The following is a 15,226-nucleotide window of genomic DNA, read 5'->3' on the forward strand; positions in this document are numbered from 1 at the left end:
CTTCCTTTTGCGCGGGCCGCGCGCGGCCGGATAGCTCCATGAAGCGCGTCCTGGGCACCCTCTACATCCTGGGCCTGACGATGGTGATGTTCGCACTCACCATGCTGATCCCGCTGACCGTCGCCTACGTGGGCGGCGATGCGGCGCGGGAGGCCTTCCTGGACGGGTTCCTGATCTCGGTGGGCATAGGCGGGGGGCTGGCGGCGGTGACGCGTCGCGCCCGCTGCGAACTGCGCGCGCGCGACGGCTTCGTGCTGGTGTCGGCCGTGTGGGCGGGCCTGCCCCTGCTGGCGGCCATTCCGCTGCTGCTCTATTTCCACGGCGCCGGCTTGCCGTTGTCGTTCACCGGCGCCTACTTCGAGGCCATGTCGGGCCTGACCACCACCGGCGCCACGGTCCTGACCAACCTGGACACGCTGCCCGCGTCGATCAATCTGTGGCGCGCCACGCTGATCTGGATCGGCGGCATGGGCATCCTGGTGCTGGCCGTGGCCATCCTGCCCTTGCTCGGGGTGGGCGGGCATCAGGTGGTGCGGGCCGAAACGCCCGGACCGATGAAGGACGAGCGCCTCACGCCCCGCATCGCCAGCACCGCCAAGGCGCTGTACGCGGTCTATTTCGTGTTCTCCATCCTGTGCTTCCTGGCGTACCGGGCGGTCGGGCTGTCGTGGTTCGAGGCCTGGTGCCATATGGCCACCACCATGGGCCTGGGCGGCTTTTCGACCTGGGACGACGGCTTTGCCCACTTCGATTCCGTGGCGGTGGAAATGGTGGCGATGGTGTTCATGCTGATCGCCGGCATCAACTTCGCCACCCACTTCAATGCCTTCCGCCAGCGTAGCGGGCGGGCCTATCTGCGCTGTCCGGAAGCGATTCCCTATCTGGTGGTGGTACTGGGAGTCGGGCTGGTCATTTCGGTGTTCCTGTTCCTGAAGGGGGTCTATGACGATCCGCTGCAGGCGCTGCGCTATGGCATGTTCAACACGATTTCCATGGCGACCACCACGGGCTACGCCAATACCGACTTCGCGCAGTGGCCGCTGTTCGCCCCGCTGACCATGCTGCTGCTGTCGGGCTTTGCCACCTCCGCCGGGTCGACCGGCGGCGGCATCAAGATGATCCGCGCGATCCTGCTGGTCAAGCAGGCCCGCAACGAACTGGTCACAATGTTGCATCCGCACGCGGTCAGCCCGGTGCGCATCAACGGCCGGGCGGTCGAGACCCGCACCATGTCGTCGGTCTTGGCCTTCATGCTGTTCTACGGCCTCTCCATCGCCGTGTTCACCAGCCTGCTGCTGTTGTCCGGCCTGGACCCGATCACGGCCTTCTCGGCCGTTTTCGCCAGCGTCAACAACACCGGACCCGGCCTGGGCCCGGTTGGCCCCATGGGCAACTTCGCCGTTCTGTCCGATTTCCAGATCTGGGTCTGCACCTTCGCGATGCTGATCGGGCGCCTGGAACTGCTGACGGTGCTGGTGCTGTTCACCCCTATTTTCTGGCGAAAATAGGCTAGGGATAACCCGTATAAGGGTTGTCCCACCCCCTTCCGGAAGCCCCTTCCAGGCTCGCTATCCGGCCGTCATGGGCCGGGAGCCCGCGCCGTTTCTATGCCGTGAGCGCTCGCTCACTTTCCTTCACAGGGAAAAACCGATTGCTTCGTGATGTTGCACATAAATGTCACGATTTTCCATCTTCTTGCCACAAAACAGCGGCTATCATGCGTGCACAAGCTGCCGTCTAGTGCCCCCCGGGATGTTGCCGGGCTTCAAGGTCGAACGGCGCACACCCTCATCAAACATTCAGAAAGGAGTCCGAGATGGAACAGATCCCGTTCATTTCGTCGGCCCCCAACACCCTGGGCATCGAGCTCGAGCTGCAACTGATAGATCCTCGCAGTTTTGACCTGACCGCAGCCTCGGACGAGCTGCTGGCCCAAATGGCCAACCATCCCATCGCCGACCGCGTTAAACCGGAAATCACGCGGTCCATGATCGAACTGAATTCCTCGGTGCACGAGCACCCCATGGGTCTCTTGGCCGAGATGCGCGAAATGCGCGACGCCCTGATCGAAGCGGCGGACGCCGTGGGCGTGTCGGTCGCCGGCGGCGGCGCGCATCCCTTCATGCGCTGGCAGGAGCGCTCCATTTCGGACACCCCGCGCTTCCAGTACCTGGCCGAAATGTACGGTTACCTGGCGCGTCAATTTACGGTCTTTGGCCAGCACATCCACCTGGGCGTCAAAAGCGGCGACGATTCCATCAAACTGTTGCGCCGCTTGTCGCCCTACGTACCGCATTTCATCGCGCTGTCGGCCTCCTCGCCGTACTGCGAGGGCGTGGATACCCTGTTCTCGTGCTCGCGCCTGAACGCGGTCAACAGCTTCCCGCTGGCCGGCCACATGCCGCCCGAAGTGAAGGACTGGTACCAGTTCGAGGCCCATCTGGCGCAGCTGCGCGCCTATGGCCTGGCGGAGAGCATCAAGGACCTGTACTGGGACATCCGTCCCAAGCCGGAGTTCGGCACGGTCGAGATCCGCGTGTGCGATACGCCGCTGACGGTCGAGCGGGCTTGCCAGCTGGCGGCCTTCGCCCAGGCGCTGGCGGTGCTGCTGATGCGCGAGGGCGATCCGGGCGACGGCGCGTGGCTGTCCTATCGCAGCAACCACTTCCAGGCCTGCCGCTTTGGCCTGCAGGGCAGCTATGTGACGCCGGATGGCCAGCGCCTGCGGCTGATGGACCATCTGCGCAACCTGTTCCAGCGCCTGATGCCGGTGGCCGAAGAGCTGGGCACGGGCGACATGATCGCCGCCTTGCGCGACGAATCCATGCGCAGCGGCAACGATTCCCGCTGGCTGCGCAGCCAGTTCCATCGCCTGCGCGACCTGCCGCTGGTGGTGGAGGCCATGTCGAACGCTTGGCGCGGCGTGGCCGCGCCCGGGGTAGGACCGGCGGAACCCACGGCAGTCCTGAGGCGCCGCATCCGCGCCACCTCCGAGCCTATGTCGGCCTTGCCGGCTTCCGAGCCCGGGGTCAGCGTGCCATTGCCGGAACGTTTGCACTGAGCCGGTTGGCCGGCGCTCGATGTAGCGCCGGCCAATTACCAGCCGGCCGCCGGGCGGGCAAACTCCGCCGAGCCTAATCTCAAGGCGTGTGGTGCCGGCCGCCGATCGCGCTGACCGACAGCCGGGTTTCGCCCGCAGTGGTGCGATGCGCGGCGGCGCGCCAGGCGTGGCCGTAGGCAACTTCGATGCTCAAGACGATCAGGCCGTCGGGCCGGCGCTGCGCTTCCAGCGCGGCGCAGAGGCGGTCGCGCCAATCCCGGCCCACCAGCCCGCCGCGCCGGCCTTCGGCGGGGTTGCCGCCCAGCGCGCGCACGTCCTGCAGCAGTTTTTCGGGGCTGCGGTAGGTCAGGGTCAGGATCTCCTGGTCCATGACCGGATCGGCGAAGCCGTTTTCCACCAGCAGATCGCCGAAATCGTGCATGTCCACGAAGGACGGCGTGGCGGTACGCAGCCCCGCGTCGTCCAGGGCCTGGCGCAGCTCGCGCAGCGTGGCCGGCCCCAGACAGGAAAACATCGCCAGCCCGCCCACCTTCAGGATGCGCCGCCATTCCGCCAGCACGGCGTGCGGGGCTCGGTGCCAGTGCATGGCCAGGTTGGACCACACCACTTCCAGCGATTCGGGCGCCAGGCCGGTCGCCGCCAGGTCGGCGTTGACGAAGGCCGGGGCGGCCGGGCCGCGGCGCGCCAGCTTGCCGATCCAGGCGGACAGGCCGGCGGGCGCGTGGCGCTTGCGCGCCTGCTCCAGCAGCGGCTCGCAGTTGTCCAGGCCGGTATAGGCGGCGTCGGGGTAGCGTTCGCGCAGCAGCGGCAGGTTGTCGCCCGCGCCGCAGCCAGCGTCCAGCATGGCCTGGGGTTGGACCCGGATATATTGCAGGCGCCCCAGCATGCGGCGGGCGATTTCCCCGTACAGGAACTGAGCCTCGGCCAGGTCGCCGCGGCGGGCGAATTGCCGGGGCACGTCGGCGCTGACGATGGGCAGGGAGGGGAGCGTTGCGGATTCTGGCAGGGACATTTCGGTCGCGCCCGCGTCTACACCGCGGGCGGATCATGGTTTCATGAGGGATGGCATCCATTATTGCCCATCCGGGCCGCGGCTTCCGATTGTCCCTACGGGCCATGGGGCGGTGGCTGCTGTCGCGGGTCGGCTGCGAGTGTCCCCTGTGCGGCGCCCGGGTGGCGGGGGCGCGGCTCTGCGCGGGATGCGAAGCCGATATCTGCGAGACCGATAGGGAACCTGGCATCCACGAAACCGACATACGCGATGCAGACATCCGCGGGGCGGCCATCCGCGGCGCAACCCTCGGCGCTCCTTCCATCGCGCGCCAGCAAGCCTTGTCGCGCTGCCCCCGTTGCGCGTTGCGCCTGCGCCCGGGCGCGCCGCACTGCGCCAGTTGCCTGGGCACCCCCCGGGCTTTCTCGCGCACGGTCGCCGCGTTCGACTACGCGCCGCCCGCCGATACCCTGATCCTGATGTTGAAGACCCGGCTGCGGCTCAGCATGGCGCCGGTGCTGGCCCGGCTGATCGCGGCCGCCGTGGGCCGTGACGGCCCCTTGGCTGATGGCGCCTTGCTGGTGGCCATTCCGGCCAGCCGCGCCTCGCTGCGCCAGCGCGGCATGAACCCGGCGGCCGAGATCGCCCGCAGCCTGGCGGCCGAACTCGGACTGCCTCTGGCGCGCGGCTTGCTGCGGCGGCGCCGCGAGACCTCCAGGCAGACCGCGCAGGGCCGCCGCGCCCGCCGGCTCGGCGCGCAAAACCTGTTTTATTGCGCGGGTGAGGTGCGCGGACGGCACCTCGTCGTGGTTGACGACGTCATGACCACGGGCAGCACGGCCAATGCCGCTGCTGCCGCCTTGGTGGCCGCGGGGGCGGCGAGTGTCACAGTGCTGGTCGCAGCGCGCACACCCTGAGTCTGGCCGCAGGCAAATCGGCGACAATTCCAGGTGTGCGGCGATCTTCCAGCCGCAAGCCGTTTCGAGCTCCCAGCGCCATGTTCCACGTCATCCTCGTCTGTCCCGAAATTCCTCCCAATACCGGCAACGCTATTCGTCTGTGCGCCAATACCGGCGCGCAATTGCACTTGGTCCGCCCCTTGGGCTTCGAACTCGATGACGCCCGGATGCGCCGCGCCGGCCTGGACTACCACGAATGGCAGCCGGTGCGCGTGCACGACACCTTGCAGGAAGCGCTGGCTGACACCGGCGCCGCGCCCTCCAGCATCTACGCGTTGACCACGCACGCGCAGCGCAGCGTGGCGGATATCGGCTTCAAGCCGGGCGACGTGTTCGTGTTCGGCCGCGAAACCGCGGGCTTGTCGGAGGAACATCAGGCGATGTTCCCGCCCCAGCAGCGCCTGCGGCTGCCGATGCGCGCCGGGCAGCGCAGCCTGAACCTGTCCAATGCCGTCGCGGTGACGGTGTTCGAGGCCTGGCGGCAGCAGGGGTATGAAGGGGGAGTGTGACGAGAGTGGCGCGAAAAAAGCGGGGCAAAAGCCCCGCCATCTATCGCGCTTGACCCATTAGCGGTCCTGCAATCAGTCCAGCGACAGATTCAGCTTCTCGATCACCTGATCCCAGCGCGCTTTTTCGTTCTTGATGCGGGTGGTCAGGGCTTCGGGCGTGGACGGCGCGGGCGTGAAATATTGCAGCGCCAGCTGCTTGCGTACCGCATCGCTGCCGATGATGCGCGCGAGTTCGCTGTTGAGGCGCTCGACGATGGGCGTGGGCGTGCCGGCCGGGACCAGCACGGCGTTCCAGGAAATGGCTTCGAAATCCGGATAGCCCTGCGACGCCATCGTCGGCACGCCGGGCAATGCCTCGCTGGGCTGCAGGCTGGTCACGGCCAGCAGCTTCACCTTGCCGTCGCGCGCCTGGGGCACGGCGATGGCGGGCACCATGAAGCCGGCCTGGACGTCGCCGCCGATGATGGCCGAAATGACCTGCGGGAAGCCGGAATAGGGGATATGCGCCAGGTCGACGCCTGCGCTTTCCTTGAACATTTCCATTGCCAGATGGGCCGAGCTGCCGGGGCCGACAGAACCATAGTTCAGCGAATTGCCGCGGCCCTTCACCAGCGCGACGAAATCCTTGACGTTGTCCACCTTCAGGCTGCTGGGCACGACCAGCACGTTGGGGCTGGTGCCCACCAGCGACACCGGCTGCAGGTCGCGCAGCGGGTCGTAGCCCAGCGTCTTCTTGTACAGCGTGGGCGCGGTGACCAGCGGGCCGTTGATCGTGTAGAGCAGCGTGTAGCCGTCCGGCTTGGCTTGCGACACGATGCGGGTGCCGATATTGCCGCCCGCGCCCGGCTTGTTGTCGATCACGATGGGCTGGCCCAGCGCCTGGGACAGCGGCTCCGAGATCGTACGCGCCAGGATGTCGGGCGACGAGCCGGGCGGGAAGGGCACGACCATATGGATCGGGCGGTCGGGCCAGTCGGCGTGGGCGGCGGCCGGCAGGACGGCGGCCAGGCTCAGGCACAGGCCGCGTAGCAGCGGGCCGACCCGGAACTTGCGGGTTTGCGTCATGAAGGATGTCTCCTCGGGGTTGTGCGTTGTGTTTGTTATTGAGCGGGTCAGTGGGGCCGGTTGTCCGGCGCCGATTCCGGCTGGCTGCCCGCCACGCTTTCATAGCGGGCGTCGCGCGCCAGCAGGGCGGACACAGCGGTCATGGGGGCCACGCCCTCGAACAGTACGGCGCAGACGGCCTCGGTGATCGGCAGTTCGACCCCGATGGCGCGGGCGCGGTCCAGCGCGGCGCGCGCGCAGCGCACGCCTTCGGCCGTGATACCGCTGGCCAGGATGTCGGCCAGCTTGCGGCCGGAGCCGATCTCCAGGCCCACGCGGCGGTTGCGCGACAGCTCGCCGGTGGCGGTCAGCACCAAGTCACCCAGGCCGGTCAGCCCGGCGAAGGTCTCGGCCTGCGCGCCCAGCGCCACGCCGAAGCGGGTCATCTCGGCCAGGCCGCGGGTGATCAGCGCGGCGCGGGCATTGGTGCCCAGGGCCAGGCCGTCGCCGATGCCGCAGGCGACGGCGATCACATTCTTGAGCGCGCCGCCCACTTCCACGCCGACCAGGTCGGTGCTGGCATAGACGCGCAGCGCCGCGCCATGGAAGGCGGCGGTGGTGGCCTCGCGCAAGGCGGGATTGTCGCTGGCCACGGTCAGCGCCACCGGCAGGCCCTGCGCGACTTCGCGCGCGAACGAGGGACCCGACAAGGCGCCGCCGGTCGCGCCAGGCAGGGCCTCGCGCATGATTTCGTGGGGCAGCCTGGCCGTGTCGGCTTCAAAACCCTTGCAGGTCCAGACGATGGGGGTGTCCTGCAATCCCAGCGCGGGCAGCCGGCGGGACAGCTCGCCGCAGATGGCGGTCAGGCCGGCCACGGGCACGCCCAGCACGATCAGGCGGCGCGCGCCGTCTTCTTGCAGGCTGCACAGCGTGGCGTCGAGATCGGAGGATATGTTCAGTGCCTTGGGCAGCGGGATGCCAGGCAGGTAGCGCGCGTTTTCGTGCGAGGCGGCCATGTCGACCGCCTGCGCGGCATCGCGCGCCCAGAGTACGGTGGCGTGACGGCGGCTGGCGGCCGCCGCCAGCGCGGTGCCCCAACTTCCCGCACCCAGGACGGCGACGCGCAGGCGTGGCACAACGGGATTGTTCATGGGGGGCACGCCGCGGCTTGCTTTACTGGCGGGTCGCGCCGGGGGGCAGGATGATGCCCGAGTCGCTGCCGTTGCCGTTGGCGGCGCCTTGCTGCTGTTGCAGCTCGGCCAGGCGCTGTTCGTACAGGGCCTGGAAGTTCACTTCGGTCAGGTGCAGCGGCGGCATCGAGGTGCGCGTGATCGCATCGGCGATGTTGGCGCGCAGGTAGGGGTACAGCATGGTCGGGCAGACGATGCCCAGCAGCGGATCGAGCTGCTCTTCGGGGATGTTGGCGGCTTCGAAGATGCCGGCTTGCGTGCCTTCGACCAGGTACACGACCTTTTCATTGATGCGGGTGGTGACCGTGACGGTGACCGTGGTTTCGAACACGGTTTCAGCCAGGCGCTGGCCGCCCACGGTGATGCTCACCTCGACCTGGGGCGCTTCCTGCTCCAGGAAAACGTGGGGCGCATTCGGCATTTCCAGCGAAAGGTCTTTCAGGTAGACGCGCTGCAGATTGAACGAGGGCGCGTCGTTGCCGCCTTCTTGCTGGGTGTTTTGGTCTTGATCAGCCATGAGTGTTTCCGTTGGTGGGAGGGGCAAAAGGGGGGCGATTAGTTGGACAGCATGGGGGCGAGGCCACCCGAGCGGTCCAGGGCCATCAGGTCGTCGCAACCGCCGACATGGGTATCGCCGATGAAGATCTGCGGGACGGTGCGCCGGCCGGTGCGTTCGATCATGACCTCGCGCTGGGACGGATCCCGGTCGATCTGGATGATTTCCAGGTCGGTCACGCCGCGCTGCTCGAGCAAGGCCTTGGCGCGGGCGCAATAGGGACAATAGTCCTTGCTGTACATGACGACTTTGTTCATAGGCGCTCCTGGGGGTACAAGAATAGGTAGATGGGGGCGCGGCCCCAGGCTTCAACCCTTCTGGGTCACCGGCAGGCTGGCGGCCGACCAGGCGCGCATGCCGCCATCCAGCGGCACGACGTCGGCGAAACCCTGGGCGCGCAGCTTGGCGGCGGCGCGGGCCGAATCGCGGCCATTGTCGCAAACCACGACCAGCGGCTTGTTCTTGGGCAGGGAGGCGGCCTTCTGTTCGATGTCGGCTGCCGGCACGTTGCGTGCCTGGGCGATGTGGCCGGCCTGGAACTGCTCGGCGGGGCGCACGTCGACCCAGACGGCCTGGCGCTGGTTGACCATCTGGATGGCCTCGGTCGTGCTCACGGCCGAACCGGTGCGGCCCTTGCGCAGGGCAGGGATGGCCAGCATGATGCCGGAGATCACGGCAACGGCGACGATGAAGACGTTGTTTTTATCGATCAAGAATTGCAAAAGGTCCACGGGGCATCCTGAAGTGCGGCGACTAGCCTGGTATAGGCAAACCCTGAAGCGCCGCGCCGCGGAAATGGGCGGGTGCGCCGGGGCAAAATCAAGGGCAAAATCGCTCAATTATAAAATGAGCGCATTCCTTCACTTTAACCCGCGTTACAAGCGTCCCAAATCATGCACAAACTCGTTCTGATGCGCCACGGCGAAAGCCAGTGGAATCTGGAAAACCGCTTCACCGGCTGGACCGACGTCGACCTCACCGAGACCGGCCGCGAACAGGCCCGCAAGGCCGGCGAACTGCTCAAGAAAGAAGGTTTTACCTTCGACCTGGCCTACTCCTCGCTGCTCAAGCGCGCCATCCGCACCCTGTGGATCGCCCTGGACGCCATGGACGCCATGTACACCCCGGTTGGCGTGACCTGGCGCCTGAACGAACGCCACTACGGTGCGCTGCAAGGCTTGAACAAGGCTGAAACCGCCGCCAAGTACGGCGACGAGCAGGTGCTGATCTGGCGCCGCGCCTACGCCATCGCCCCGGAACCGCTGCCCCTGGACGACGAACGCCATCCGCGTTTCGACAAGCGCTATGCCAAGGTGCCGGCTGACCAGTTGCCCGCCACCGAATGCCTGAAGGACACGGTGGAGCGCGTGCTGCCGTTCTGGAACGAATCCATCGCCCCGGCCATCCGCGCCGGCCGCAATGTCCTGATCGCCGCCCACGGCAACAGCCTGCGCGCCCTGATCAAGCACCTGGACAACGTCTCGGACGAGGACATCGTCAACCTGAACATTCCTACCGGCCAGCCGCTGGTCTACGAATTGGATGATGACCTGCGCCCGATCCGCCACTATTATCTGGGCGATGCCGCCGAGATCGAGGCGGCCATGGCTGCGGTGGCAGCCCAGGGCAAGGCTAAGAAGGACTGATATTTCTATGCGTCGCGCGGCAGGGTTGTTGTTGGCGGTCATGCTGACCGGTGGGGCGTTGTCGGCTCGCGCCGCGCCCAACGACCTTGCCGGCCGCCAGTCCGACGCGGAAAAGCAGCAGGCCGCCTTGCGCGACCGCATCGAGAACCTGCAAAAGGACATCGATGACCGCGAGGCTGCCCGCAAGGAAGCGGCCGACGCCCTCAAGCAGTCCGAGTCGGCCATTTCCAAGATCAACCTGCGCCTGCGGGAACTGGCCGAGTCCAACCGCCAGGCGCAGACCGACCTGACCGGCCTGGAAAAGCAGATCGGCACGCAGCAGGTGGTGCTGGCCAAGCGCCGCACCGAACTGGCTGAACAGCTCCGCACCCAATACACCAGCGGCCTGTCGCCCTGGACGGCCCTGCTGTCCGGCGACGATCCTCAGGTGCTGGGACGCAACCTGGGCTATCTGGATTACGTCTCGCAGGCCCGCGCCAGTGCGGTGCAGGCCCTGCGCGAGGACATCGAGCGCCTGGCCGCCTTGCAGGGGCGCGCCGACGCCCGCCGGGCCGAAATCGAAAAAGTCGTGGCCGAAACCTCCGAGCAGAAGACCGCGCTGGTCGGTCAGCAGAAAGAGCGCGCCACGCTGCTGGCGCAACTGGAGGGGCAGATCGCCGCCCAGCGCGCCGAAGCCAACAAACTGGGACGCGACGACCAGCGCCTGTCGCGGCTCATCACCGATCTGGACGCGGCCATCGCCAAGCAGATCGAGGACGCCCGAAAGGCCGAGGAAGCGCGCAAGCGGGCCGAGGAAGTGCGCCGCGCGGAAGAAGCCCGCCGGGCCGCCGAGGAAGCCAAAAAGCGCGCTGACGCCGAACGCCGTGCCGCCGAGGACGCCCGGAAGAAGGCCGAAGCCGACCGCAAGCTCGCCGCCGACAACGCCAAGCAGGCCGCCGACAATGCCAAGCGTGAGCGCGACGCCCGTGACGCTCGCGATGCCGCCCAGGCACGTGAGCAGGTCGAAGCCGCCTCGCGCCAGAATCGCGGTCCGGTGGCCGTGGCCGATCCGGACGCCGCCGGCCTGCGCCCGGCTGAGCAGAGACAGTCCCGCCTGACCACGCCCGAGCCGCCACCCCAAACCAAACCCGCGGAACCGTCCAAGAAGGCGGAACCTCCAGAGGAAAAACCCACTCCAAGCCGTAGCGAGCCCGCCCAGCAGACCCAGACCGCGCGCGCCGCGCCGGTTGGTGGCGGCAATGGCTTGCGCCACGGGCTGTCCATGCCGGTGCGCGGCCAGGTGCAGGGGCGCTTCGGGGTCGACCGTCCGGATGGCGGCGTCTGGCGCGGCGTGGTGCTGCGCGCGCCCGAAGGCACGCCGGTCAAGGTGGTGGCCCCCGGCACGGTGGTCTACGCCGATTGGCTGCGCGGTTTTGGCAACCTCATCATTGTGGATCATGGGCAGCAATACCTGACCGTCTATGCTTACAACCAAAGTCTGCTCAAACGGGTGGGTGATTCGGTGACGGGTGGCGATACTATTGCTACGGTAGGGGCAACCGGCGGCCAAGTGGAATCCGGCCTATACTTTGAAATTCGCCATCGTGGCGCTCCTGTGGATCCGGCACAATGGCTGGCGCAGTAGATTGATGTCGTTGGTAATTACCAAACCCCATCGGCGAAAACAAAATTCGGGAAGTGTGCATGGGCACTCGTAAGTTTCGCGGTTTCGGTCTGATTGCCATCGGTGCGGTGGCTGGTGTTTTGCTCAGCGTAGGCGTGACCGCGGTCGCCCAGCGCGGCAGTCCCCTGCCGTTGGACGAGCTCAGGCAACTGAGCAACGTGTTCGCCGCCATCAAGAACAACTACGTCGAAGCCGTCGACGACAAGACCCTGATCGACAACGCCATCTCCGGCATGGTGTCGAACCTGGATCCGCACTCCGCCTACCTGGACGCCGACGCCTTCCGCGAAATGCAGACGGCCACGCAAGGCGAATTCGGCGGCCTGGGCATCGAGGTCGGCGCGGAAGACGGCTTCGTCAAGGTCATCTCTCCGATCGAAGACACGCCCGCCGCCCGCGCTGGCGTGATGGCCGGCGACCTCATCATCAAGATCGACGACACGCCCACCAAGGGCATGACGCTCAACGACGCCGTCAAACTGATGCGCGGCGCGCCCAAGTCGCCGATCACGCTGACCATCATGCGCGCCGACCGCCCGCAGCCCATCGTGCTGAAGATCGTGCGCGACATCATCAAGGTGCGCAGCGTGCGCAGCAAGATGCTGGACAACGGCATCGGCTACGTCCGCGTCGCCCAATTCCAGGAAAAGACCGGCGCCGACCTGGCCAAGCAACTGAAGGACCTCGGCGCCAAGGAAGCCCCCAAGGGCCTGGTGCTGGACCTGCGCAATGACCCGGGTGGCCTGCTGACCAGCGCCATCGGCGTGTCCGGCGCCTTCCTGCCGCCCGACTCGGTTGTCGTCACCACCGACGGCCGCACCCCCGACGCCCGCCACAAGTACCTGGCCACGCCGTCGGAATACGCCCGCGGCGAAAGCAACTACCTGGCCGGCCTGCCGGCCTGGACCAAGACGGTGCCGATGGTGGTGCTGGTGAACGTGGGCTCCGCCTCGGCCTCCGAGATCGTGGCCGGCGCGCTGCAGGACCACAAGCGCGCCAAGGTCCTGGGCAACCGCACCTTCGGTAAGGGCTCGGTGCAGGTGATCCTGCCGCTGTCCGAAACCACCGCGGTCAAGCTCACCACCTCGCGCTACTTCACGCCCAGCGGCCGCTCCATCCAGGCCACCGGCATCGAACCCGACTACGTCGTTGCCGACACGGCCGAAGGCGACCTGTTCCGCCTGCCGCGCGAAGCCGATCTGCAGCGTCACCTGTCCAACCAGCAGACCGCCAACGAAGTGAAGTCCAGCGGCGGCGACGACAACGCCGACGTGCCGACCAAGGTGTTCGAATTTGGCGGCAAGGACGACTTCCAGCTGCAACAGGCCTTGAACGTGCTGGCCGGCAAGCCGGTGCAGAAGGGTTCGGCCCGCGCCCAGGCCAAGGCTGACGCCAAGGCCGGCGGCGGCACGCCCCAGCGCATGAAGATCACGCCGACCGGAGTCGAGCCCAACAAGGACAAATGAACGACGAGCAACTGCTGCGCTACGCCCGCCACATCCTGCTCGACGAGCTGGGAATAGAAGGGCAGGAAAAACTGCTGGCGGCGCGTGTGCTCATCGTGGGGGCGGGTGGACTGGGTTCCCCCGCCGCGCTCTACCTGGCCACTGCCGGCGTGGGCGACATCACCCTGGCCGACGACGACGTCGTCGAGCTGAGCAACCTCCAGCGCCAGATCCTGCACACCACCGCCAGCGTCGGCCGCCACAAGGCCGAGTCCGGACGCGACAGGCTGGCGGCCTTCAATCCGCAGACCCGGGTCCATGCCCGTGTCGAGCGGCTGGAAGGCCAAGCCCTGTCCGACGCCGTCGCGCAGGCGGACCTGGTGTTGGACTGCACCGACAATTTCGCCACCCGCCACGCCATCAACCGCGCCTGCGTGCAACACCGCAAGCCGCTGGTATCCGGCGCCGCGATCCGCTTCGACGGCCAGGTCAGCGTCTACGACCTGCGCGACGACAACGCGCCCTGTTACCACTGCCTGTTCCCGGAAGGCGATGACGTCGAGCAAGCCAATTGCGCCACGATGGGCGTGTTTGCGCCGGTCGTCGGCATCATCGGCAGCATGCAGGCCGCCGAGGCCCTCAAGCTGTTGTCCGGCGTGGGTGAAAGCCTGTCCGGCCGCCTGTTGTGGCTGGACGTGCGCACCATGCAATGGCGCAGCGTCAACGTCCAGCGCGACCCCGAATGCGCCGTCTGCGGGCATCGCGGGCACTGATTTCACGGCCCGAATTGGCCCCGCGGACAATATTAAAGGCTTGAAATACCTGCTATAACGCCAGCCAGCCTACCCGAAATCGGGTGGATGGCCAGGGACGTTACCGCGTGGATACAGCACTTAAGTTCAGCTTGCCCAAATGGCGCCTGACGCGTTGGTTGACGCATTCCGGGCACGATACCCCTGCGGATATCCGCTCGGCCCTGATCGCCAGCCTGTTCGGCACGCTCCCCATCTTTGCCGGCGGGGTCATCAACACCCTCATGATTTCCGGCGTCGTGGCCTGGCGCCGCCCCGAGCCGCTGTACCTGTCCTGGCTGGGGATGGAGGTGGTGCTGGCGTTGGTCCGCGTCCTGATACTGCGATCCGCCCTGCGCGCCGCGCCCAAGGGCGGCAACACCCATACCGACATCTACATTCTGCTGGCGCTGCTGTGGGCGTTCAGCGTGGGCTACGGCGTTTTCGTCACCTTCATCAACGGCGACTGGCTGGCCGCTACCCTGGCAGGCGTGTCCTGCGGGGCCATGGCCGGCGGCATCTGCTTCCGGAACTACGGCGCGCCGCGGCTGGTGGGCGCCATGATCTTCCTGAGCCTGGGGCCGATGTGCCTGGGCGCGGCCTTCACTGGCGAATACGTCACGGCCATCGTCTTCATCCAGATCCCGTTCTACCTGGTCAGCATGAGCGTCGCCTCGCACCGGCTCAACCGCATCCTGGTGTCCACCATGCTGGCCGAGCGCGACAGCGAGCGCCGCGCCAGCCAGGACGCGCTGACCGGACTGGCCAACCGCGCCGGCCTGCAGGCCGCGCTGGAGCGCGTCTGCACCAGCGCGCGCGGCCAGGACAGCTCCGCAGCGCTGCTGTACATGGACATGGACGACTTCAAACTCATCAACGACACCTACGGCCATGCCGCGGGCGACCAGGTGCTGATGACCATCGCCCAGCGCATGCGGTCCATGCTGCGAGTGGACGACGTGGCTGCGCGCATCGGCGGCGACGAGTTCATCGTGCTGGTGACCGGCATTGACGCCACGGCCGCGTTGAAGCTGGGCGAACATCTGCTGCAGGATGCTTCCCAGCCGATCACGCTGGCGGATGGCACGCGAGTCAGCGTGGGCCTGTCCATCGGCATTTCCATCGTGTCCGGCGCCAACCGCAACCCGGAAACGGCCCTGCATTCCGCCGACGCCGCCCTCTACCGCGCCAAGGCGCAAGGCGGCCGCTGCTGCGCCGTGGCTGGGGCCGAAGAGACCGAGACGACCGTGCCGGACGGCGAACCCGCCGTCGCCTGAGTACGCTGCCCGCGGCGGTCCACGGAACCTGAACCTCGATCGCATGCGGCTTGCTTCTCAAAAGTTATCAGATAACCTGAGAAGTGTGCCTATA

The 15,226-nt window shown here is 67.1% G+C and carries 15 protein-coding genes; 9 read left to right on the forward strand and 6 right to left on the reverse strand.

All coding sequences use genetic code 11. From position 1 onward, the window contains the following. The first annotated feature begins 38 nt into the window (after positions 1-38). Positions 39-1,508, forward strand: coding sequence for a TrkH family potassium uptake protein (locus tag AC3WOB_RS01785; protein WP_332014840.1), 1,470 nt, complete (start codon positions 39-41; stop codon positions 1,506-1,508). A gap of 308 nt (positions 1,509-1,816) precedes the next feature. Next, positions 1,817-3,061 carry a YbdK family carboxylate-amine ligase gene (locus AC3WOB_RS01790; RefSeq protein WP_013396665.1) on the forward strand — a complete coding sequence of 415 codons (1,245 nt, stop codon included), beginning with the start codon at positions 1,817-1,819 and terminating at the stop codon, positions 3,059-3,061. Positions 3,062-3,140: 79 nt separating this feature from the next. On the opposite strand, the gene AC3WOB_RS01795 is transcribed toward AC3WOB_RS01790, so the two are convergent. Beyond that, on the reverse strand, positions 3,141-4,073 hold the full coding sequence (locus tag AC3WOB_RS01795; RefSeq protein WP_013396664.1) for a methyltransferase domain-containing protein: 933 nt from the start codon (positions 4,071-4,073) through the stop codon (positions 3,141-3,143). A gap of 50 nt (positions 4,074-4,123) precedes the next feature. Here AC3WOB_RS01795 and AC3WOB_RS01800 point away from each other — a divergent pair, with 50 nt between their 5' ends. Together AC3WOB_RS01800 and AC3WOB_RS01805 are read left to right on the forward strand one after the other, a co-directional pair. Beyond that, a complete protein-coding gene (locus AC3WOB_RS01800) occupies positions 4,124-4,969 on the forward strand; it encodes a ComF family protein (RefSeq protein WP_492273987.1) in 846 nt (281 codons plus the stop codon). An 80-nt stretch (positions 4,970-5,049) separates the two neighbouring features. Then, positions 5,050-5,520 carry a tRNA (cytidine(34)-2'-O)-methyltransferase gene (locus AC3WOB_RS01805; RefSeq protein WP_013396662.1) on the forward strand — a complete coding sequence of 157 codons (471 nt, stop codon included), beginning with the start codon at positions 5,050-5,052 and terminating at the stop codon, positions 5,518-5,520. 72 nt (positions 5,521-5,592) lie between these two features. On the opposite strand, the gene AC3WOB_RS01810 is transcribed toward AC3WOB_RS01805, so the two are convergent. From AC3WOB_RS01810 to AC3WOB_RS01830, 5 genes are read right to left on the reverse strand one after another with little or no spacing between them, the layout of a single operon-like run. After that, on the reverse strand, positions 5,593-6,585 hold the full coding sequence (locus AC3WOB_RS01810; protein WP_492273988.1) for a Bug family tripartite tricarboxylate transporter substrate binding protein: 993 nt from the start codon (positions 6,583-6,585) through the stop codon (positions 5,593-5,595). Between the two features lie 47 nt (positions 6,586-6,632). Further along, the gene (locus AC3WOB_RS01815) at positions 6,633-7,715 is read right to left on the reverse strand and encodes an NAD(P)H-dependent glycerol-3-phosphate dehydrogenase (protein WP_492273989.1); all 1,083 of its coding nucleotides are present in this window, start codon (positions 7,713-7,715) and stop codon (positions 6,633-6,635) included. A 22-nt stretch (positions 7,716-7,737) separates the two neighbouring features. Next, positions 7,738-8,271 carry a protein-export chaperone SecB gene (gene secB / locus AC3WOB_RS01820; protein WP_013396659.1) on the reverse strand — a complete coding sequence of 178 codons (534 nt, stop codon included), beginning with the start codon at positions 8,269-8,271 and terminating at the stop codon, positions 7,738-7,740. Positions 8,272-8,309: 38 nt separating this feature from the next. Then, on the reverse strand, positions 8,310-8,567 hold the full coding sequence (gene grxC / locus AC3WOB_RS01825; protein ID WP_013396658.1) for a glutaredoxin 3: 258 nt from the start codon (positions 8,565-8,567) through the stop codon (positions 8,310-8,312). A 51-nt stretch (positions 8,568-8,618) separates the two neighbouring features. Further along, the gene (locus AC3WOB_RS01830; RefSeq protein ID WP_013396657.1) at positions 8,619-9,041 is read right to left on the reverse strand and encodes a rhodanese-like domain-containing protein; all 423 of its coding nucleotides are present in this window, start codon (positions 9,039-9,041) and stop codon (positions 8,619-8,621) included. Between the two features lie 162 nt (positions 9,042-9,203). Here AC3WOB_RS01830 and gpmA point away from each other — a divergent pair, with 162 nt between their 5' ends. The 5 genes from gpmA to AC3WOB_RS01855 all read left to right on the forward strand — a co-directional run bounded on the left by gpmA (position 9,204) and on the right by AC3WOB_RS01855 (position 15,132). Then, positions 9,204-9,956, forward strand: coding sequence for a 2,3-diphosphoglycerate-dependent phosphoglycerate mutase (gene gpmA / locus AC3WOB_RS01835; protein WP_013396656.1), 753 nt, complete (start codon positions 9,204-9,206; stop codon positions 9,954-9,956). A 7-nt stretch (positions 9,957-9,963) separates the two neighbouring features. Continuing rightward, positions 9,964-11,580, forward strand: a complete 1,617-nt coding sequence (locus AC3WOB_RS01840) for a murein hydrolase activator EnvC family protein (RefSeq protein WP_013396655.1) — start codon at positions 9,964-9,966, stop codon at positions 11,578-11,580. Between the two features lie 59 nt (positions 11,581-11,639). Further along, a complete protein-coding gene (locus AC3WOB_RS01845; RefSeq protein WP_492273990.1) occupies positions 11,640-13,085 on the forward strand; it encodes a S41 family peptidase in 1,446 nt (481 codons plus the stop codon). Beyond that, a complete protein-coding gene (locus AC3WOB_RS01850) occupies positions 13,082-13,837 on the forward strand; it encodes a HesA/MoeB/ThiF family protein (RefSeq protein ID WP_492273991.1) in 756 nt (251 codons plus the stop codon). Before AC3WOB_RS01845 ends, AC3WOB_RS01850 begins: the two co-directional genes overlap by 4 nt. Before the next feature lie 107 nt (positions 13,838-13,944). Then, positions 13,945-15,132 carry a diguanylate cyclase domain-containing protein gene (locus AC3WOB_RS01855; RefSeq protein ID WP_492273992.1) on the forward strand — a complete coding sequence of 396 codons (1,188 nt, stop codon included), beginning with the start codon at positions 13,945-13,947 and terminating at the stop codon, positions 15,130-15,132. The last annotated feature ends 94 nt before the right edge of the window (positions 15,133-15,226 follow it).

Source organism: Achromobacter sp. FW305-C-30-7 (assembly GCF_058783105.1).

Bases quoted from the DNA above. Each gene is read 5' to 3' on its own strand.
- gpmA (WP_013396656.1), top strand. From the start codon at position 9,204: ATGCACAAACTCGTTCTGATGCGCCACGGCGAAAGCCAGTGGAATCTG.
- AC3WOB_RS01800 (WP_492273987.1), top strand. From the start codon at position 4,124: ATGGCATCCATTATTGCCCATCCGGGCCGCGGCTTCCGATTGTCCCTA.
- AC3WOB_RS01805 (WP_013396662.1), top strand. From the start codon at position 5,050: ATGTTCCACGTCATCCTCGTCTGTCCCGAAATTCCTCCCAATACCGGC.
- AC3WOB_RS01790 (WP_013396665.1), top strand. From the start codon at position 1,817: ATGGAACAGATCCCGTTCATTTCGTCGGCCCCCAACACCCTGGGCATC.
- AC3WOB_RS01810 (WP_492273988.1), bottom strand. From the start codon at position 6,585: ATGACGCAAACCCGCAAGTTCCGGGTCGGCCCGCTGCTACGCGGCCTG.
- AC3WOB_RS01840 (WP_013396655.1), top strand. From the start codon at position 9,964: ATGCGTCGCGCGGCAGGGTTGTTGTTGGCGGTCATGCTGACCGGTGGG.
- secB (WP_013396659.1), bottom strand. From the start codon at position 8,271: ATGGCTGATCAAGACCAAAACACCCAGCAAGAAGGCGGCAACGACGCG.
- AC3WOB_RS01815 (WP_492273989.1), bottom strand. From the start codon at position 7,715: ATGAACAATCCCGTTGTGCCACGCCTGCGCGTCGCCGTCCTGGGTGCG.
- AC3WOB_RS01795 (WP_013396664.1), bottom strand. From the start codon at position 4,073: ATGTCCCTGCCAGAATCCGCAACGCTCCCCTCCCTGCCCATCGTCAGC.
- AC3WOB_RS01845 (WP_492273990.1), top strand. From the start codon at position 11,640: ATGGGCACTCGTAAGTTTCGCGGTTTCGGTCTGATTGCCATCGGTGCG.
- grxC (WP_013396658.1), bottom strand. From the start codon at position 8,567: ATGAACAAAGTCGTCATGTACAGCAAGGACTATTGTCCCTATTGCGCC.
- AC3WOB_RS01785 (WP_332014840.1), top strand. From the start codon at position 39: ATGAAGCGCGTCCTGGGCACCCTCTACATCCTGGGCCTGACGATGGTG.
- AC3WOB_RS01850 (WP_492273991.1), top strand. From the start codon at position 13,082: ATGAACGACGAGCAACTGCTGCGCTACGCCCGCCACATCCTGCTCGAC.